At 35.0% G+C, this 18,896-nt stretch carries 17 protein-coding genes and 4 pseudogenes; 7 read left to right on the forward strand and 14 right to left on the reverse strand.

What is annotated here, in order from left to right:
• Nucleotides 1–969, forward strand: a complete 969-nt coding sequence (locus tag LA754_RS06075) for an RluA family pseudouridine synthase (protein ID WP_077190557.1) — start codon at nucleotides 1–3, stop codon at nucleotides 967–969.
• Here the strand turns inward: LA754_RS06075 and LA754_RS06080 are convergent.
• Nucleotides 948–1,959 (reverse strand): IS630 family transposase gene (locus LA754_RS06080; protein WP_410530061.1). Its coding sequence is split into 2 segments (ribosomal slippage): nucleotides 948–1,478 and nucleotides 1,480–1,959, totalling 1,011 coding nucleotides; the frame shifts between segments, so codons are not numbered across the junction. The genes LA754_RS06075 and LA754_RS06080 overlap by 22 nt on opposite strands.
• A gap of 192 nt (nucleotides 1,960–2,151) precedes the next feature.
• Between LA754_RS06080 and LA754_RS06085 the strand changes: the two are divergent.
• Nucleotides 2,152–2,448, forward strand: a pseudogene (locus LA754_RS06085) (transposase); the annotation flags it as partial.
• A 41-nt stretch (nucleotides 2,449–2,489) separates the two neighbouring features.
• Here the strand turns inward: LA754_RS06085 and tnpA are convergent.
• Entirely contained in the window at nucleotides 2,490–2,927 is a 438-nt protein-coding gene (gene tnpA / locus LA754_RS06090) for an IS200/IS605 family transposase (RefSeq protein ID WP_006279552.1), read from the reverse strand.
• A 77-nt stretch (nucleotides 2,928–3,004) separates the two neighbouring features.
• Between tnpA and LA754_RS06095 the strand changes: the two are divergent.
• A pseudogene (locus LA754_RS06095) lies at nucleotides 3,005–3,528 on the forward strand (IS5 family transposase); the annotation flags it as partial.
• Nucleotides 3,529–4,114: 586 nt separating this feature from the next.
• Here the strand turns inward: LA754_RS06095 and LA754_RS06100 are convergent.
• From LA754_RS06100 to rlmB, 4 genes are all read right to left on the reverse strand, one after another.
• Nucleotides 4,115–5,101 (reverse strand): quinone oxidoreductase family protein, encoded by a 987-nt coding sequence (locus LA754_RS06100; RefSeq protein ID WP_077188593.1) that lies wholly within the window; start codon nucleotides 5,099–5,101, stop codon nucleotides 4,115–4,117.
• Nucleotides 5,102–5,271: 170 nt separating this feature from the next.
• Nucleotides 5,272–5,808 (reverse strand): cytochrome c oxidase assembly protein, encoded by a 537-nt coding sequence (locus LA754_RS06105; protein ID WP_006279376.1) that lies wholly within the window; start codon nucleotides 5,806–5,808, stop codon nucleotides 5,272–5,274.
• Nucleotides 5,809–6,531 carry a Bax inhibitor-1/YccA family protein gene (locus LA754_RS06110; protein ID WP_006279377.1) on the reverse strand — a complete coding sequence of 241 codons (723 nt, stop codon included), beginning with the start codon at nucleotides 6,529–6,531 and terminating at the stop codon, nucleotides 5,809–5,811.
• 79 nt (nucleotides 6,532–6,610) lie between these two features.
• Nucleotides 6,611–7,375: a 23S rRNA (guanosine(2251)-2'-O)-methyltransferase RlmB gene (gene rlmB / locus LA754_RS06115; protein WP_077190490.1), complete on the reverse strand. Its 765-nt coding sequence runs from the start codon at nucleotides 7,373–7,375 to the stop codon at nucleotides 6,611–6,613.
• Nucleotides 7,376–7,467: 92 nt separating this feature from the next.
• Between rlmB and LA754_RS06120 the strand changes: the two genes are divergently transcribed.
• Nucleotides 7,468–7,968, forward strand: a complete 501-nt coding sequence (locus LA754_RS06120; protein WP_077188595.1) for a Smr/MutS family protein — start codon at nucleotides 7,468–7,470, stop codon at nucleotides 7,966–7,968.
• Nucleotides 7,969–8,246: 278 nt separating this feature from the next.
• Here LA754_RS06120 and LA754_RS06125 read toward each other — a convergent pair whose 3' ends face one another.
• Nucleotides 8,247–8,435 carry a hypothetical protein gene (locus tag LA754_RS06125; RefSeq protein ID WP_338482635.1) on the reverse strand — a complete coding sequence of 63 codons (189 nt, stop codon included), beginning with the start codon at nucleotides 8,433–8,435 and terminating at the stop codon, nucleotides 8,247–8,249.
• 33 nt (nucleotides 8,436–8,468) lie between these two features.
• On the opposite strand from LA754_RS06125, the pseudogene LA754_RS06130 reads away from it, so the two are divergent.
• Nucleotides 8,469–9,417: pseudogene (locus LA754_RS06130) on the forward strand (IS5 family transposase).
• A gap of 452 nt (nucleotides 9,418–9,869) precedes the next feature.
• Here LA754_RS06130 and LA754_RS06135 read toward each other — a convergent pair.
• Nucleotides 9,870–10,904 carry an aspartate-semialdehyde dehydrogenase gene (locus LA754_RS06135; protein ID WP_077190494.1) on the reverse strand — a complete coding sequence of 345 codons (1,035 nt, stop codon included), beginning with the start codon at nucleotides 10,902–10,904 and terminating at the stop codon, nucleotides 9,870–9,872.
• Nucleotides 10,905–11,044: 140 nt separating this feature from the next.
• On the opposite strand from LA754_RS06135, the gene LA754_RS06140 reads away from it, so the two are divergent.
• Complete coding sequence (locus tag LA754_RS06140; protein ID WP_077188596.1) at nucleotides 11,045–11,497, forward strand: hypothetical protein; 453 nt, start codon at nucleotides 11,045–11,047, stop codon at nucleotides 11,495–11,497.
• 175 nt (nucleotides 11,498–11,672) lie between these two features.
• Here the strand turns inward: LA754_RS06140 and LA754_RS06145 are convergent.
• The 4 genes and pseudogenes from LA754_RS06145 to LA754_RS06160 all read right to left on the reverse strand — a co-directional run bounded on the left by LA754_RS06145 (nucleotide 11,673) and on the right by LA754_RS06160 (nucleotide 15,542).
• A pseudogene (locus LA754_RS06145) lies at nucleotides 11,673–12,621 on the reverse strand (IS5 family transposase).
• A 420-nt stretch (nucleotides 12,622–13,041) separates the two neighbouring features.
• Nucleotides 13,042–13,191, reverse strand: coding sequence for a hypothetical protein (locus LA754_RS06150; RefSeq protein ID WP_353285738.1), 150 nt, complete (start codon nucleotides 13,189–13,191; stop codon nucleotides 13,042–13,044).
• Nucleotides 13,192–13,245: 54 nt separating this feature from the next.
• Nucleotides 13,246–14,964, reverse strand: a complete 1,719-nt coding sequence (locus tag LA754_RS06155) for a monovalent cation:proton antiporter-2 (CPA2) family protein (RefSeq protein WP_077190578.1) — start codon at nucleotides 14,962–14,964, stop codon at nucleotides 13,246–13,248.
• Between the two features lie 5 nt (nucleotides 14,965–14,969).
• A complete protein-coding gene (locus LA754_RS06160; RefSeq protein ID WP_006279694.1) occupies nucleotides 14,970–15,542 on the reverse strand; it encodes a thioredoxin family protein in 573 nt (190 codons plus the stop codon).
• 108 nt (nucleotides 15,543–15,650) lie between these two features.
• On the opposite strand from LA754_RS06160, the gene tmk reads away from it, so the two are divergent.
• Complete coding sequence (gene tmk / locus LA754_RS06165; protein ID WP_049973615.1) at nucleotides 15,651–16,241, forward strand: dTMP kinase; 591 nt, start codon at nucleotides 15,651–15,653, stop codon at nucleotides 16,239–16,241.
• Nucleotides 16,242–16,307: 66 nt separating this feature from the next.
• Here tmk and LA754_RS06170 read toward each other — a convergent pair whose 3' ends face one another.
• Together LA754_RS06170 and ftsH are read right to left on the reverse strand one after the other, a co-directional pair.
• Nucleotides 16,308–16,901, reverse strand: a complete 594-nt coding sequence (locus LA754_RS06170) for a hypothetical protein (protein ID WP_006279696.1) — start codon at nucleotides 16,899–16,901, stop codon at nucleotides 16,308–16,310.
• Nucleotides 16,902–17,056: 155 nt separating this feature from the next.
• On the reverse strand, nucleotides 17,057–18,895 hold the full coding sequence (gene ftsH / locus LA754_RS06175) for an ATP-dependent zinc metalloprotease FtsH (protein WP_006279697.1): 1,839 nt from the start codon (nucleotides 18,893–18,895) through the stop codon (nucleotides 17,057–17,059).
• Nucleotide 18,896 lies beyond the last annotated feature (1 nt).

Raw genomic sequence — 18,896 nt, forward strand, 5'->3', positions numbered from 1 at the left:
ATAGACCACTTAGAAGTAACCTTAAGTGTTAATAATGATAAAGAGAAATTAAGGTTAGACACCTATATAGCTGAAAAATGCAACATATCACGCAGCAAAGCGCAAAGATTGATACAAAATGAGCAGGTGAAATTACTTGGCACACCGATAATTAATAATGACTACATAGTAAAACCAGATGAAGAGTATGTGGTGCATCTCGTTCAACCTGACATATCCACATCAATTGAGCCTAATTATGACATAAAACTTGATATCGTCTATGAAGATGAGGACATTATAGTTCTGAGTAAACAAAGTGGATTAACAGTGCACCCAGGTGCTGGGACAAACAATGATACGCTTTTGAACGCAGTTATCGCTCACCTTGATGTAAGACCAGGAATTGTTCATAGACTCGATAAAGATACTAGTGGGCTAATGGTAATTGCAAAAAATGAAGCAGCCCATAGTTTTTTGTCTGAATTGTTATCGAATCGCAAAATAAAGCGGGAATACTTAGCAGTAGTTTGGGGAATATTATCTTCCCAGCAGGGAACTATAGAAACTAACATTGCTCCAAAGCGTGGTAATAAAGAAATGATGTGTGTTACAAAAACAACGGGCAAATTAGCAATCACTCATTACTCAGTAGAGAAAGTTATAGGACAAGCAAGCCTCGTTAAATGCACTTTAGAAACAGGTAGAACGCACCAAATTCGAGTCCACATGAGCCACATAGGACATTCTATAGTTGGTGATCAAGTTTATGGGAAAAATAGTAGTAAAAGCACAAAATATGCTAAAAACTCTAGTTTTATTCGTAATTTCAACAGACAAGCACTACATGCTTATACACTGGGCTTATACCACCCAAAAAGTAAGGAATACATGGAATTTGTCTCTGATTTACCACAAGATATAAAAACTTTAATTGGTGAGTTTGAAAATATACCTAATACCAATTCTCATTGTTGTCCAGTCAAATAGGAAACATTGCAGAGTTGTTTAATTGTGGAGCTGGCAAGAGAAGTAATAAATTTGCACAAAGCACCCTCAAGTAGAGCAATTGTATCGTATATTTTATTGCGCAAAATGTTCTGTTTTATATATAACCAAAGCCTCTCAACAGGATTTAGCTCAGGTGAGTATGGAGGTAGGTATATAATGTCGATATTTTTAGGTACCTTTAAATTTTTTGACCTATGCCAACTAGCACAGTCCATAACGAGAAAAGCCTCTCGTGTTTCTAGATATTGCGAAATTTGCTCAAGAAATATGTTCATGCAATCAGTGTTGACATTTGGTGCAAATAAGCTAGAACTCTCTCCATTTCTAGGATTAACTGCACTATAGAGATAGAAATTTTGCCTACCTAATTTTGTTTTAACCTGTGTTCTAATCCCCTTTTTAAACCACCCATGTCCAACTTTTGAATGTGTGCCAAACCGTGATTCATCAAAGAAAAATAGCTCTTTTTCTGGATACTTGCTAATAGCTCAATTGAGATTTTTTTTTGAATTCCTCTTGTTTGCTTTTATCTTGTCCATTATGAACTGGTCTTGGTGTAATATATGAGAATTTCATCTTTTGCATATGGCGGTGTACTGTAGATTTGCTGATATTTAATCCGAACTTTTCCTGGATTCTTATTCTCATTTCTTTAATGGTGATATTAGGATTTTCTTCTATCCACTCTTCAATTTGCTGTAGTTGAGCCTGATTTAATTTAGTTTTTCTACGACGTTGTGAAGGAGCAAACAGTTTTTCTTCTCTGCCAATTTTCAAGAGTTTTACCCACGAAGTTAGTGCGCTTCTTGAAATGCAATATATTTTTGCTACAGCCGTTATACTGTACTTTTTTGCTGCAATTACAGCATTTAGTTTTTTTGAAACATATGCATTATTCCTTACTTTCTTCAGCATTTCTTTTGCTGATTCTACTACTTTTTCATCCAATAATTTTGATCTTAATGCCATTTAAACCTCGCTATTTTACTTACTTCAGTATGGCTTTTCTTCCATCATTGTCCATCTGTTTGCCCTGTAATGGGAATTGGTATTAGAGGTTGTCCGGAAACAAGTAAAAGGCTATAATATCTGAAATTTTAGTACGGGGTAAAGATGAGAAAAAAGTATCCAACAGATCTAAGCGAAAGGGAATAGGCAAGAATAGAAAAACACTTCAGAGTATCATACAAGAAAGGAGGAAGGCCGCCAAAGTATAGCAAAAGAGAAATATTAGAAGCAATTTTCTATGTATTGCGTACAGGGTGTCAATGGCGGTATTTACCAAATGATTTTCCGCTATGGAAGACTGTGTATGAGCAGTTCAGGCAATGGAAGAAGCAGGGAATTTTTGAGAAAATGAATTATGAAATTACAAAATATAGTAGAAGAAAAATAGGAAGGAATGAGCAGCCGAGTGCCTGTATAGTAGATACTCAACCACTATCGGCTGAGAGCCGAAAGGTTGGATATAGCGCTGGAAGCGCGATGAGAAGCTAAAGCTACTCCAATCTTATACTAGATATAGAATGAGGCTGATGTGCATCTGTATGTTTATTGATGTACTCATTAATGACTTCATCTGTGATATGTCCGCTGGTAGCACTAAAGTATCCTCTTCCCCAAAAACGCTTTCCCCAGTACATTTTATTTAGCTCTGGAAATTCTTGTTGAACTTTGCGTGAAGACCTGCCTTTGGCTCTTTGAACAAAATCACTCACAGCTATATGAGGAGGTATTACTACGAATAAATGTAAATGATCTGATGATATTACTCCGTTTTCTATCTTAATCCCCATTTCTTCAGATACTTCTGCTATGATTGTTCGTATTCTCTCCTTCATAGCCTTAGTTAATACTCTGTACCGATATTTTGTAATCCAGACTATATGGTACCTATGATAAAATACAGTGTGTTTTCCTTTGTCATATTCCGTCATAACTATACTTTATAAAGTACAGTTATGACATTGACAAACTAAAGTTTCTCCACCTAGAAGGTGGAGGCTTGTACCATCTTATGGAAAGTCAATCTGTAAAGACTACAGAAAAGGGGGGATCAAAGGCTATGATGGAAGTAAAAAAGTAAAGGGTAGAAAAAGGCATATAATTACAGACACTCAGGGTTTTATACTAGGTTGTTACGTAGGCGCTGCTAACGAAAATGATAGAGATGGTATTAAAATAGCATTAAACAATATGAGAACAAAATATACTAAAGTTAAAAAAATGTGGGCTGACATGGGATACCAAGGAAGAAATTTAAAGAATCACATAAAGGAAGAATATGACATAGATATTGAAATTGTTACAAGGCCTCCATGTAGATTTTGGGTGCACAAAGATACGCCACCTGAGCTACTACCAACAAGAGAACAAGGGTTTAAAGTACAGCCAAGAAGATGGGTTGTAGAAAGGACTTTTGCTTGGGTTAATAGGAATAGAAGGCTATCGAAGGAGTATGATTTACTCACAACATCCACTGAGAATTTCATATACCTAGCTATGAGTAGGGTTATGTTAAAGAGGGAATATGCTTGAATTTACTTGTTTCCGGACAACCTCTAACAAACATCAAATTTCTTTTTTGAAATATCCACACCCAAAATAGCATTTACTTGCATAAAATTGCCTCCAAGACTATAAATAAACTGAGAGTTTAGACTAACCTTGTAATACGGGATATAATTCCAAAAGATACTGTTCAGTCTTTAACTCTATGGGAGGGAAGCAAAATCTGGGATTCGGCCTTAATGGCATTAGTGTCGCATCAGCTTCACCCTCCCTGTGAGGTATTTTAGCTCTAATGCCTCACATCATAAAGATACAAGTGTCTGGGCACTGGGATGACAAGAAGAGAGCACTGGAATGACAGGAGAAGGGGGGCTACTACCGTCATAAAGGAACCAGTGTCAGCTACTCGGATGATACCTCTTTCTACTTAATTTGGGTTATGCAAGAAGTCTATTCGCGGTATAGATTCCGCTAACGAGTAGCGAAATGATGGTTTTTCAAATCGTCGGTAAGCCTAAGTCAGTTTAGCTATATGCTTTTAATTCCCCCAAAAGGAGAATTAAATATGTGAAATTCTAGTTGATATAATTTAATGAATGGTTAATTTTAACTATTAATTTATTTGAGAGATTTTAATAATATTTAACCCACTCGTTTTTCTATTTTCCATATCGTGATGTGCTTGAATTATTTCATCAAATTTATATTTTTTATTGATCCGTACAGTTAAAAGTTTTTTTCTTATCATCTCGAAGATTTCCATTGTGGTAAGCACTAATGTGAATCTATCATGCTTATAATGGTATATTGAGGTTCCAGTTGCAAATAACGAACGTGAACTAAGTAAAGAAAAACTAATAGGAGCGTTACCTGATATCTGCCCATAGGAAACGTATATGCCGAACCTGCCTAAAGATTCAAAAGAGAGCTTACTTGTAGCGTAACCTATGGGGTCATACACTGCACCTACTCCTCCGTTTTGCGTAATCTCCATAATTTTAGAAACGAAGTCTTTATCATTGTAGTTTATTGCGTATGTGCAGCCACTTTGTAAAGCTATCTTCATTTTTTCATCAGAGCTTACAGAACCTATCACTACACCTTTTTTATCCTTTGCCCATTGACATATTATTTGCCCTAAGCCACCATTAGCTCCATGAACTAGCACGAAAGCACCAGGCCTGATTTTATAAGATTGATTAACTAAATAGTGAGCTGTCATACCTTTAAACAGCACTGCAGCAGCAACTTCATCAGATATGTCATCTGGAATTTTTATCAGATATTTCTGGTGTATAATGCGCTTTTCACAATATGCCCCTGGAGGAGCTGTGCAATATCCAACTCTGTCTCCAACTTTGAATCCATCACTGATTTTTTTACCAAGTTTTTCAATAACCCCAACTGCTTCCACTCCAAGCACTGATGGTAAATTTTTAATTTTGCGTGTACCTTTTCTGTGCTCTAAATCATAACGATTTAAGCCGATAGTTGTGTGACGCACTAAGACTTCCTCGCCTTTTGGCTCACCTATGCTCTTATCTACAAATTCTAATACTTCTGGTCCCCCAGTTTTTTTAATTTGTATAGCTCTAACCATGATGAATATTAAGACAAAAACTTTGATTATGTTATCTAACAATTAATATTTTGCAAAGTTATTGTTTTCACAATCAATAGACTTCTTGCGTTACCTCCTGTCATTCCAGTGTCAGCTACTTGGATGACACCCTATTGATTACTGAAATGACATGGTTTGCAAACATTCTGTTACTTAAGCTTAAAAAACGTGTATGACAGTGTTATTTCGCTCAAATCTTTTGTATTGTTATCAAGCATTATCTCAGGATCTATATAAAAAGATACGGGCATAGCTGCTTTTTGTTTTGGTAGCAACATTTGTTCTTCAAAACAAAAGCATGCAATTTTATTGAAATACTTACCTGCTTTGAAAGGCGTAACGTTATACACCGCCATTCCAAATGAAGGCTGATCAGATAGATTTTTTGCGTAATAAAACGCTAAACTTTGTTCTCCTATGTTTACGTCAACGTAGTTAGTTTCTGATTTAAACTCCCAAGGTAGATCGGACATTATATCAGCATTGAAATGGACCCTGATCTTTTGGTTAGTTATATTTGTTGTTGTGTTAGTTACTTTTCTTATTGTGCCACCATACCCAGTAGCTTTACAGAAAATGCTATATAGAGGTACCGATGCATATGCAAGACATATCATCGACACAACTAAAGATACTAAAAAGAAAACTATAGAATTCTTACTGCCTTTCCTTAAAAAGGAAAACATCTAATCCCTATTGTTGAACAAGTTAAGTAACCTGAGTAGATTGAGAAATATATTAATAAAGTCAAAATAAAGATTAGTTGCACCGAGTATTGCCAATTTAGTAGTAGCAACTTCTGATCCGTCATTATGTTTATAATAAACGTCCTTGATTCTTTGAGCATCATACGCAGTCATTAAGGTAAAGACTATTACTGATATGAACGATATTGCAAAGTGGAGAGGACTACTTCCAAGAAATAAATTTACTATAGACGCAATGATTAACCCCCAAACTCCCATAATCAAGAAAGAGCCCATACTTGTAAGATCTCTTTTTGTAGTATTGCCATATAAAGCCATAGAGCCAAACATGATTGATGTAATGAAAAACGCCCTTGCTATATTTTCTGCAGTATAAACTATAAAAACATAAGATAAGGAAAGCCCCATTAACACTGAGAACGAGAAAAATATAGCAACGGCAGACTGAGCACTTAGGTGTTGAATTCTATAAGACATGTAGAACACCAATGCAACCGGAGATAACATCACCACAAGCGATAGAACGGGATTAGAATAAATTACTTGAAAAAGACCAGAAAATACTGTTAAAAATGCAACAAGCCCTGTGACGCCCAAAGCTAAAGCCATGTAATTGTATACTTTAGTTAGGTAACTTCTAAGCCCAGCGCTATAGTAAACGCCTTGAGAGCGAATATCCTGTTCATTTCTCATATAAGACATAATATAACTCCTTTTGTCCATTATTTAACACATTATAATATAAAACCACATTTTTATCAAGTGTTTTTATTATAAACAGCTATGCGCTGGCATTTGTTTTAATATAAATAGAATATAGGCCTATTGCTGCTGCATTTGAAACATTTAAGCTGTCAATTACGTTTGATATTGGGATCTTTAAAAGATAATCACAATTTTCTTTAACTAACCTCCGCATTCCTTTCTCTTCAGAACCAAAAATAATTACTCTTTTTTTCTCAAGACTCTTTATTTCATCTATATTTTCTTTAGCATTGCAATCAAACCCGTAACACCAGTAGCCGACCTTTTTTAAATACTGCATAGTTTTTACTATATTTGTAACGTATATTAGCGGAACAATATCTAAAGCCCCACTTGCTGCTTTTGCAATAGATGCATTTTCACTCGGTGAATGGTTATGTGGTAAAACCAATGCGTTGACATTAAAACAAGCTGAAGTTCTTAAAATCGACCCAATATTGTGCGTGTCAGTGACTTGATCTAAAATGACTATAGTAGAGCTGTCGTTTGAGCTTTCAGCTATTTCTTCAACGCTTAAGTTATAAAGAATAGGGGCAACATTTAAAGCAATTCCCTGATGGTTAGCACCTTTGGGTACAACGTCATTAAGTATTTTGTTTTCTACTAATCGAACTTTAATGCCCTTACTGTCTACACATTGCCTAATTTCTTTTTTGTGCTCTCTATAGAAATTTTCTGTTGCTAACAGTTCTATACACCGCCTATTTTTATTCTTCAGTGCTGACATGCAGGTGTGCTTTCCATACAGCCAAAAATTCTCATTAGTTTTTGACGATTTCATCGTATTATTGAAAATCGGGTTTTTATAGAATAAGCAACATTTTACTATGTTTGGATATTGTTGTAAAATTATACAATTCGATTAATGCGTTTATGTCGGACGATGAGTTGGATTGGCAAAAAAATGTTAAGCCAATAGAATGTGGAAAAGTTACTTTGAAAGTTGATCATAAAGTAAATATAAAGTCTATGGTTGATAAAGGTACCTCCGACTTACAAGGGAATTTTCTTAATACCAATAATAGTAACTCATCATTTTGTCTTGACTACAACACAAAATCAAAGATTGATAGGGGTAAATGTTTTATAAGCGATAAGCTCGATTTGCACGGCTATAATATAGAGGATGCTTACTGTAAATTGATAGATTTTATTATCAAAAATTATCGAGCAGGAAATAGATGTTTATTGGTAATTACGGGATACGGCAGTGCAACAAATAAAACAGACACTATAAAGAGTAACTTAAATAAATGGTTAAATGACACTAAAATCCAGCATATGGTTCTATACTACCAACAAGCTACGAAAAAACATGGTGGTAAAGGGGCTTTTTATGTTTTATTAAGAAGGAATAAAAACCTTGAGTCCTGATACTTAAAATTCCTTTTAAGCCTTAATTTTTCTTGTATAACCATACAGTGTTCGGCAGCGCGTGACGCACAACTGTGCGAACATTGTGATTTGGGTCTACCAGGAAGGATGTCTCCCAGTACCTCTTTTCCCGTCATCCCGCTACGTGTTAGCGGGATCTCATTTCACTTTATGAGGGTGTCATCCGAATAGCTTGACTACTTGGATCCAGATTGGATACTGAGTTGGTGAGTATAAAAGTATAGCTTCTACGTCATACCGCCGCGGTATCTCAGCCGCTAACAAGTAGCGGGGTGACGAGTTACTATACCGCTGCGAACCGTCATACCGCGATTTATTCCATAGCTGTACGAACATTCATTTTTGAAGGTAAACTGCACAGCAAATGGTGTCATTCCAGTGCTTGACACTGGGATGGCTTTGTTGCATAGCAACTGAAAAATCTGGTGGCTACTGACAAAATTCATTATAAATAGCGATTTAACTGTTGAAGAAAAAATATGCCACAAAAAATGAGGGTCAGTAACCATAGCGAATATAACAAATTTCTAGAAAAAAGAGGAAATATTTTTCATTATATCAACGAAGCCATAGAAAAGTGGTACGAGAATGGTCCAAAAATACCAGGTGGCAACAATATTTATAGCGATAAAGTTGTAATTTTGGTGCACATAATAACTTGTTTATTTAGAATAGGCCTGAGGCAAACAGTTAGGTTTATAGCAGGATACCTTGAGCAAATTGGGAAAAATTTGCAAGTTATCAGCTATTCACAATCATCAAGAAGGTTTAAGAAACTCAATATTAAGATCAATGATTGCAGAAAATAATATGGAAGATATCGAAATTGCTATAGACAGTACAGGAATTAGTATATACAACAACACTCCTGGTCATAGCAAAGAAAATAGCGAAGATAGAAAGTATCGCAGCTATGAACAGACAAGAAAATTGCATGTAATGTTGAATACAAACAGCAAAAAAGCCATAGCTGTAAAATACAGTAACGGTGTCTACTCTGATCACTATGGAGCTTGTGATTTGCTAAAAGAAGTCGATTTTCAGTATGTCATAAAAGTACTATATGCAGATAGGGCATATGACAGAGAAAAGCTCTATAAGCTGTGTAATCAATATGGTATAAAAACGAAAATTCCTCCGAAAAACAACGCAGCAGAGCATCCAAAATTGGATTATATGCTTGATAGAAATGCCGCTATTCAGTTAATGAAATTACATGGTGAGAATGGTATAAAAAGATGGAAAGAAGAAGTAAATTACGGAAAAAGATCGTATATTGAAGGATTTTTCTCAAGGTTGAAGCGAATATTTGGGTTTAGTTTTAGGAGCAAATCTGAAATTAATCGTGAGAAGGAACTGCTACTCAAGTGTTATTTGCTTAACAAATTTACTGAAATAGGCATGGCTAAGTTTGAGATAGCTTCATGAATTTATTGTACGTTACCTACTATCCGAAGAGCGATGCAACAAAGCCCACTGGAATCCAGCCGGCTTTGTTGCATCGCTAGCTATGATGGATTAAAGATAAAAAAGGTGGAGAATATCAGTAGCTTATTATTCTGGTATTTATAACAAGAACGGTCAGTGAATACCTAAATTTGAGTAAAAGAAATTTCACTACCACTCACTAATCCGGCTAAAATTCAAGAATTTCAATGCTTTAGCTATTTTCAATAGAATTAAATTTATTAATATAAATAACAAGTTACTATTCTTAAATTTGATCAGATTGATTGCAAAAAAAACAAGATTTTCAATAAGTTGCTTATAATCCTAATTATAGTTAGCCTTTCATAAGTAGCGATGCAACAAAGCCATTCCAGCGTCACGCGCTGCCATGTGGTATACAAATTTCCTTCGAATTACAACGTACGTGCGCTCTATATGCACTTGATTGACAAATGCTCTCTTATCAAAATCTCAAGAATCTGCACTATATTTAATGCTGCGCCTTTGCGCAGGTTGTCAGCCACTATCCACATATTTAATCCGTGCTCAACAGTATTGTCTCTTCTAATACGCGATACATATACAGCATTCTCCTGTACAACATCAATTTGAGTTATGTATTCACTATCTTCACGCCTGTTGTACACTAAAACTCCACTATCTTCGGCTTCACTTAGCACTTCACGAGCTTGTTCTTCAGTGATATGTTGATCAAATTCCACATTTACTGCCATAGCGTGACCGATAAAGACGGGTACCCTTACACAAGTTGCAGTAACTTTTATATCTTCCTCTAAAATTTTTTTTGTCTCCTCTTGCATCTTCCATTCCTCTTCTGTAGAATCATTTTCCATGAATTCTCCTACATGGGGAATGCAATTGAATGCTATTTGCTTAGAGAATATCTTGGGTTTTTTAGCTTCGTTCATAAAGATTTTTTTTGTCTGGTCATAGAGCTCATCCATTGCTGCTTTGCCTGCACCAGAAGTTGATTGATAAGTTGAAGCAACGATTCTCTTTATTTTTGCTTTTTGGTGTAATAGATGTAGTACTAGCAGCATCTGTATTGTAGTACAGTTTGGATTGGATATTATGTTGTGGTTTTTATATTCCATAATTTTTTCTTTATTAATCTCTGGAATAATGAGTGGCACACCCTCTTTCATTCTAAAATGGGAACTGTTATCTATCACGATGCATCCAGCCTGTGTTGCAATTGGTACATACTCTTCAGAAACATGAGATCCAGCACAGAAAATGGCTACATTAGTTCCAACGAAGTCATAATCCTCAAGGCATAAAACTGTTAACTCTTTGTCACCAAAGCTCACCTTCTTCCCTTCTGATTTTTTCGATGCAAGTGCAATAACGTAATCTATCGCCTCATCTTGAAATTCAGCAAGCGTGCTTAATACCTCACGCCCTACTCTTCCGGTTGCTCCAATAACAGCAATTTTGTATCCCATATAGATGAACCTCTAATTTCAAAGTTCTATTATATTTTTACTGACAAAATTTACAATTGTTTTAATATTTTTACCTTGCAATTAATTGTAATTTAGCTATTATTATGCAATATTAGTAATATTACATAATGAAATGAAAGATGAGTAAGGAATACGATGAAACTAAGGTTAAACCTGCAATTTCTACACCTCAAGGACCTGAAGGAACCAATGGATCAAAGGCCCAAAGTGTTCTTTCGAATAAAAGAAAGCCTACAATAAATTTTGATGATAAAAAGTATGGTGTAAAAACCTCTAAAATAGACCAACAGTCTCTAAACAAAAGACAAGAATCTTCAAAGCTAAGAGATCTCTTAAGGTCAATACCAATAATAAGGAGATTTTTAGCAAGGATTTTCACACCTGAAAAAATAGAAATCATCAGTAACCCTATATATGACAACATGGAAGCATATAAAAAATCGCAGGAAGATTACCCTAGTAAGATAAAAGATGAAACTAGTATAGATGATGAACACACAAAAGAAGTAGATAGTAAACTTGAGAAGGGTAATGTTGAACAAGTGGACAACAAGAAAAGTCGTAGTTCATAAATATCAATCATTTAAAAATTATCTCTAGTTATAACATTGTATCTGTTCAGATGCATGGCTTATGTACAAATATTGAAACAAAAATTCCAGTGCTCCCTTTCTTGTCATCCCAGTGCGTGACACTGGGATGGCTTTGTTGCATCGCTCTTCGGATAGTAGGTAACGTACAATAAATTCATGAAGCTATCTCAAACTTAGCCATGCCTATTTCAGTAAATTTGTTAAGCAAATAACACTTGAGTAGCAGTTCCTTCTCACGATTAATTTCAGATTTGCTCCTAAAACTAAACCCAAATATTCGCTTCAACCTTGAGAAAAATCCTTCAATATACGATCTTTTTCCGTAATTTACTTCTTCTTTCCATCTTTTTATACCATTCTCACCATGTAATTTCATTAACTGAATAGCGGCATTTCTATCAAGCATATAATCCAATTTTGGATGCTCTGCTGCGTTGTTTTTCGGAGGAATTTTCGTTTTTATACCATATTGATTACACAGCTTATAGAGCTTTTCTCTGTCATATGCCCTATCTGCATATAGTACTTTTATGACATACTGAAAATCGACTTCTTTTAGCAAATCACAAGCTCCATAGTGATCAGAGTAGACACCGTTACTGTATTTTACAGCTATGGCTTTTTTGCTGTTTGTATTCAACATTACATGCAATTTTCTTGTCTGTTCATAGCTGCGATACTTTCTATCTTCGCTATTTTCTTTGCTATGACCAGGAGTGTTGTTGTATATACTAATTCCTGTACTGTCTATAGCAATTTCGATATCTTCCATATTATTTTCTGCAATCATTGATCTTAATATTGAGTTTCTTAAACCTTCTTGATGATTGTGAATAGCTGATAACTTGCAAATTTTTCCCAATTTGCTCAAGGTATCCTGCTATAAACCCAACTGTTTGCCTCAGGCCTATTCTAAATAAACAAGTTATTATGTGCACCAAAATTACAACTTTATCGCTATAAATATTGTTGCCACCTGGTATTTTTGGACCATTCTCGTACCACTTTTCTATGGCTTCGTTGGTATAATGAAAAATATTTCCTCTTTTTTCTAGAAATTTGTTATATTCGCTATGGTTACTGACCCTCATTTTTTGTGGCATATTTTTTCTTTCAAGGTTAAATGGCTATTTTATAATGAATTTTGTCAGTAGCCACCAGATTTTTCAGTTGCTATGCAACAAAGCCCACTGGCATCCAGTCCTTTTGCACAGTTCCATCAAAAACGTTGTAAAGCGCTTTCGTGTTTACCAACTTAGTGCCCAATCTGGATGCCAGTGGGCTTTGTTGCATCGCTACTTATGAAAGGCTAACTATAGTTAGGATTATAAGCAACCTATTGAAAATCTTATTTTTTTGCAATCAATCTGATCAAATTTAAGAATAGTAATTTGTTATTTATATTAATAAATTTAATTCTATTGAAAATAGCTAAAGCATTGAAATTCTTGAATTTTAGCCAGATTAGTGAGTGGTAGTGAAATTTCTTTTACTCAAATTTAGGTATTCACTGACCGTTCTTGTTATAAATACCAGAATAATAAGCTACTGATATTCGCTATCTTTTTTATCTTTAATCCATCATAGCTAGCGATGCAACAAAGCCATCCCAGTGTCACGCACTGGGATGACAAGAAAGGGAGCACTGGAATTTTTGTTTCAGCATTAGCCATGCATCTGACCTCAACAAAGCTTGAAGCTTTCTGTACATAAAATTAGAGAAGTAGTTATTCATCTTTATCACTACCAAGGTCTTTTAACATACTATAATTGCCTTTTCTAAATCTACTTTTTAAAGACGTAACTCCACTTTCGCTAATACCACTAAGGCTCAGTGCAGCTCCACCTAGCTGCAATCCTATCTCAGATGTTTCAGGAATAATTTTACTAGCTCCTAGATCTCTATAAACCTCCACATTACTCAGATCTGGTAAGCGTATTACAATATTTACATGCGGAAAATTTGCTGCAACTAAAGAAACAACTTTTTTTATAGTAACTTCATTCTTTATTGAAATAACGAGAGCTTGAGCTCTTTCTATTCCTACCGATTTTAAAATTTCACATCTTGTAACATCTCCAAGATATATAGGAAAACTATCACTTTTTCCTTCTTTGACTATTTTCGATTGAATATCTACAACAACGTAACTTAAATGCTCTGCAGTAAGCATTTTTGTTACCATATATCCCACTCTACCAAATCCAGCAACTATCACATGGTTATAAAGATCTTGTGTATCTGTTTCAACAGCTTCATCATCTAATATTGTTTTCTCAGTGCTAAATGAGTTTGCTATCCAATCTCCAAGCCCCGATAAAAGAGGAGTGAAAGCCATGGTTACTGTAGTTACCATCATAAGTACTTGAGCGATTTCACTTGGTAGCACATTTAGCTCATCCGCTAAGCGAAATAAAATAAACGCAAATTCACCGCCTTGTGAAAGCAGTAACCCAGCTTGTATAGCAGGTGCACTCTTAAACCCAAAAAATCTACACAATATATATATGATAGATGTTTTTAAAACGATAAGGATAATCGATAATAAGGTGATTAGTGGCAACTTATTGAGTAAAAGTTCGGTATTGATGGACATACCAACAGTCATGAAAAATAAGCCAAGAAACAAATCTTTAAATGGTAGTACCGCGTGTTCCACTGAGTGTCTGTATTCTGTTTCTGCAACTAACAATCCAGCGACAAATGCACCTAATGCCAACGATAAATGGAATTGCTCAGTAATAAATGCTGCTCCTAATACTATTAAAAGCGTTGTTGATATAAAGACCTCATTACTTTCCATTTTAGCAATAACCGAAAATAAAGGTCTAAGCAATAATCTACCAGTTATAAATATCAGCACTAATGCAATAGCTGCTTGCACCAATGAACCTGCCAATGAGCTTATCAGGCTGTGCTCAGAATTGCCAGTAAGTAAAGGTACCAATACTATTAATGGTACCACTGCAAAATCTTGCATTAATAGCACTGCTATCGACAATCTACCAACCTGACTTGCTTGAGAACCTTTTTCTTGCAGAACCTGCAACACTATTGCTGTTGAGGATAGCGCAAGCCCACCACCAATCACTGTTGCTATATTCGTATTCACTCCGAAAGCAAGAGCGATGCACCATATTGCTACCATGGTAACTATAACTTGAAGAGAACCGAACCCAAATACATGAATACGCATAGCGATCAGGCGTTCAAATGTCAATTCAAGGCCTATAATGAATAATAGAAAAACTACACCAAATTCTGCAAGATTATCCATTGCTTCAGCTGAGTGTATCAGATTAAATCCGTGAGAACCAATAACTGCACCTGCAACGAAGTAACCAAGCACTGGACTAATATTCATTTTCCAAAATGCTATGACTATAAACACAGCAGCAGAAAGTAAAATTATAATATCAAACAAATGCTGAGAGCCACTGTGCATGATATTTAACCTGTAGAATTAGACCATTTAATTGAGCAGCCAATACTTGATTTTTGGTCAATTGGAGAATTACCAGTTTCTGCAATAAATTTCATAGCTTGAAATAAGTCACTACTTCCTACTTCATAGCTTTGAACCTTTTCTTTTTTTGTGTCGTTAAAACGTCCACGATAGCAAAGGTTTAAATTGGAATTAAAGCCGAAAAAGTCAGGAGTGCAAACAGCCCCGTATTCTTTAGCTATTTTCTGTGTACTATCAATTAAATATGGAAATGTAAACTTATTTTCCTTGGCAAAATTAATCATATTTTCAAAGGAATCTTCTGGATATTCATTTACATCATTTGGCATTATTGCAATGGTGTTTACCTGATAATCTTTTTTCAATTGATCAACATCGCTTACCAGATTGCTAATAATTGACTGAACGTAAGGACAGTGATTGCATATAAACATTATAATAAGACCATTTTTTCCACAACAGTCACTTAATGCATAATATTTATTGTCTACTCCCAAAAGATTAAAATCTTTTGCAGTAAAACTAAAATCAACTTTAGGAGTATTCAGAGCAACCATAGAATATTATTATACCACATGTAATTTACGGTCTTATTATTTAAATGTCAAACGGTTTCTATGTATACTGTTTGCATATTCTTTTTTAGTATTATAATTATAAAACTTATGTTCATAACTTTCGAAGGAATAGACGGCTCTGGTAAAACAACACAATCTAAGCTACTTGCAAATCATTTTAAGCAAATTCGCGGCGAAAATAATGTGGTATTGACTCGAGAACCAGGTGGCACTAACTTTGCAGAGAAGGTAAGAGGAGTATTGTTAACGAATAATATTGATTCTATTTCTGAACTCTTGCTACTTATCTCGATGAGGCGCGAACATATGAAAAAATTAATATTACCAGCTCTTGCAGAAGGAAAAATAGTGATTTGTGATCGGTTTATTGATTCAACTATTGCATATCAAGGATATGGGTTTGGAGTTGACTTAGGGCTAATAGGGGACTTACATAAGCTAGTGGAAATTGAATGTCCAGATATTACATTTATTCTAGATATTGATGTTAAAGTTGGGTTAAATAGAGCAAAAGACAAGAATAAATATGAAGAAATGGATGTTAATTTTTACAATAAGGTCAGAAAAGGATTTCAGGAAATAGCCATAAAAGAGCCCGTTAGGTGCAGTGTTATCACTGGAATTGAAACAAAAAATGATAATCACGTACACAATGAAATTATTGATAAAATCACCTAGCTTGTGATAGAAAATTATCAATTTCAGGTAACATTATTTCATATGAATAACTTTTTGTTTGAGTAGCTAAAAACCCTGTATTTTGTCTGGATCTTCTTCACTTATCATCTTATATGCCCTTGCGAGGTTCATTAATTCACTTCTATTTTTTTTATTGCTTACTTCAGTAATAGTAAAAAATTGATCAAAATGGTCTAAGAGGTCTTTATTTTTTATTGAAGACACAATATCGTCAATTTCTTTCACATATAATGCAAGTTTGTGTGCTTTACTACGATCTTCAAAACAAAGATTAACAAGCACGTTGCGAAACCTATCTTTCGTAGTACTTCTCACTTCTGCTAATAAGGACTTAATATTTTCTTGGCAATGCACTCTCTTTACCGATTCAGCCGGTTCAACCATACCAAGAACATTCTTTACCAAAGATTTTTCTTCACAACTAAATATGAACATGTAATAACCCATCGATAAAGTGAAGAGCAAGAACATAGCCGGAAGTAAAAACGGAGCTAATACATTTTGTGACGCAGGGAAAATAAACCAGGTAACAGTTGCTATTGACACAGTTACAAATAATCCTGATAAACATAATTGTGCTTTTCTTCTATAATTCTGATCAATAACTGTACTTACACCAATAGAAGCTATATCAATCATTACTCACACCTCATTAAACATTAATACTAACTGAATGATAGCATTATTGTGATGAAAATGCAATATTATGAATATTTTAATACAATTTATATTGACAGTTACAATTCTAAATTGTTTTATTGCAGCGTTAGCTGATTAACATTTTTAAGATGAGGTCAACTCTCATAGAGAGAGGATTTTTTTATTTTCTCATTCTTCTCATTTTCCTCTCTAACAATTTTTTTCCCATTTAATATGTCCTTTATTTCATCTCCTGTTAAAGTTTCAAACTCCAGTAGATTTTCGGCAATGAGATCTAAGCCTTTCTTATGCTTGGTCAAAATCTCTTTTGCTTTTTCATAGCAAGAAGACACAACTTTCTTCACTTCTTCATCTATAAGTTTTAACGTATCTTCAGAAATTATCTCAGAACCATGCATGGTTTGTTCGCGATTGTGATAGATCGGACCTATTTTGTCACTCATTCCACATTTTGTTACCATAGCGCGTGATAAATCAGATGCTTGTTTTATATCCGAAGATGCACCGCTTGTGACTTTATCGTAGCCAAAAATTAGCTCCTCTGCCGCTCTTCCACCCATAGCAACAGTAATATCTGCTATCATCTTTTCTCTTGTGAGGGACACTCTATCTGTTTCTGGTAGTCTCATAACTAAACCGAGTGCTCTACCGCGTGGAATAATTGTTGCCTTGTGTATAGGATCAGAAGCAGGCATATTAACAGCAATTATCGCATGACCAGCTTCATGGTATGCAGTCAGTCTCTTTTCCTCTTCTGTCATAATTAGGGATCGTCTTTCTACGCCCATCATCACTTTATCACGTGCATATTCAAAATCGTCCATGGTAACAATCTTCTTGTTTCTTCTTGCAGCAATAAGTGCAGATTCGTTCACTAAATTTGCTAAATCAGCTCCAGAAAAGCCTGGTGTTCCTCTTGCAACTGTTTTCACGTTTACATCTGGTGCTATTGATATTTTCTTTATATGAGTATTTAATATCTTTTCACGCCCATTTATATCGGGTAAAGAAATAGTAATCTGTCGGTCAAAACGACCAGGTCTAAGCAGTGCTGGATCTAAGACATCCGGACGGTTAGTCGCAGCAATTATTATTACACCTTCATTAGACTCAAAGCCATCCATCTCAACTAATAACTGATTTAATGTTTGTTCTCTTTCATCATTGCTGCCACCAAGACCAATGCCACGATGTCTACCCACCGCATCTATTTCATCTATAAAAATTATACAAGGAGCATTTTTCTTGCCTTGATCAAACATATCACGAACGCGACTTGCACCAACACCCACAAACATTTCAACAAAATCAGATCCAGAAATACTAAAGAATGGCACATTAGCTTCTCCTGCAATTGCACGAGCAAGTAAAGTTTTACCAGTTCCAGGAGAGCCAATCAAAAGGCACCCTTTTGGTATTTTTCCACCTAATATTTGAAATTTTTGCTTTTGTTTAAGAAAATCAACGATCTCTACTAGCTCTTCTTTTGCTTCATCAATTCCGGCAACATCATCAAATGTTACTTTTTTTCCACTAGTAATGAGTCTAGCCCTTGACTTGCCAAAGCTTATAGTTCTGTTGCCCCCCGCTTGTGTTTGTTTAAGAAAGAATAGCAAGAAGCCAATAAAGATAAATGTTGGGACCCATGAGATAAGTAATCCACCAATTACGTTCATGGCAGAATCTCCAGTTGAAAAGGAGAATCTCACTTTTCTATCATGTAAATTTTTTATTAGGTCGCTATATATGACACCGCTTGAATTGAAACTTGAACCGTCCCTGAACTTGCCTTCAATGCTCTGGTTTTTTATGACAATATTTTCTACATCATTGTCTTCTAATCTGGTTAAAAATTCCGAAAAAGGTATAATTGTTTTACTTTTACCTACATTTCCGCTGAACTGAATATAAGCAACTGAAATAAGAACAATAATTACTAACCAGATCAATAAGCCTTCTAAAAATTTTTTCATT

It is taken from the genome of Wolbachia endosymbiont of Muscidifurax uniraptor (assembly GCF_054149795.1).

What these genes read in the sequence shown, in the direction of transcription:
- LA754_RS06140 (WP_077188596.1), top strand. Translation starts at nt 11,045, where the DNA reads ATGAGTAAGGAATACGATGAAACTAAGGTTAAACCTGCAATTTCTACA.
- ftsH (WP_006279697.1), bottom strand. Translation starts at nt 18,895, where the DNA reads ATGAAAAAATTTTTAGAAGGCTTATTGATCTGGTTAGTAATTATTGTT.
- LA754_RS06170 (WP_006279696.1), bottom strand. Translation starts at nt 16,901, where the DNA reads ATGATTGATATAGCTTCTATTGGTGTAAGTACAGTTATTGATCAGAAT.
- LA754_RS06135 (WP_077190494.1), bottom strand. Translation starts at nt 10,904, where the DNA reads ATGGGATACAAAATTGCTGTTATTGGAGCAACCGGAAGAGTAGGGCGT.
- LA754_RS06105 (WP_006279376.1), bottom strand. Translation starts at nt 5,808, where the DNA reads ATGTTTTCCTTTTTAAGGAAAGGCAGTAAGAATTCTATAGTTTTCTTT.
- LA754_RS06120 (WP_077188595.1), top strand. Translation starts at nt 7,468, where the DNA reads ATGTCGGACGATGAGTTGGATTGGCAAAAAAATGTTAAGCCAATAGAA.
- LA754_RS06150 (WP_353285738.1), bottom strand. Translation starts at nt 13,191, where the DNA reads ATGGCTAATGCTGAAACAAAAATTCCAGTGCTCCCTTTCTTGTCATCC.
- tnpA (WP_006279552.1), bottom strand. Translation starts at nt 2,927, where the DNA reads ATGACGGAATATGACAAAGGAAAACACACTGTATTTTATCATAGGTAC.
- LA754_RS06155 (WP_077190578.1), bottom strand. Translation starts at nt 14,964, where the DNA reads ATGCACAGTGGCTCTCAGCATTTGTTTGATATTATAATTTTACTTTCT.
- LA754_RS06100 (WP_077188593.1), bottom strand. Translation starts at nt 5,101, where the DNA reads ATGGTTAGAGCTATACAAATTAAAAAAACTGGGGGACCAGAAGTATTA.
- LA754_RS06110 (WP_006279377.1), bottom strand. Translation starts at nt 6,531, where the DNA reads ATGTCTTATATGAGAAATGAACAGGATATTCGCTCTCAAGGCGTTTAC.
- LA754_RS06160 (WP_006279694.1), bottom strand. Translation starts at nt 15,542, where the DNA reads ATGGTTGCTCTGAATACTCCTAAAGTTGATTTTAGTTTTACTGCAAAA.
- LA754_RS06125 (WP_338482635.1), bottom strand. Translation starts at nt 8,435, where the DNA reads ATGAATTTTGTCAGTAGCCACCAGATTTTTCAGTTGCTATGCAACAAA.
- rlmB (WP_077190490.1), bottom strand. Translation starts at nt 7,375, where the DNA reads ATGAAATCGTCAAAAACTAATGAGAATTTTTGGCTGTATGGAAAGCAC.
- tmk (WP_049973615.1), top strand. Translation starts at nt 15,651, where the DNA reads ATGTTCATAACTTTCGAAGGAATAGACGGCTCTGGTAAAACAACACAA.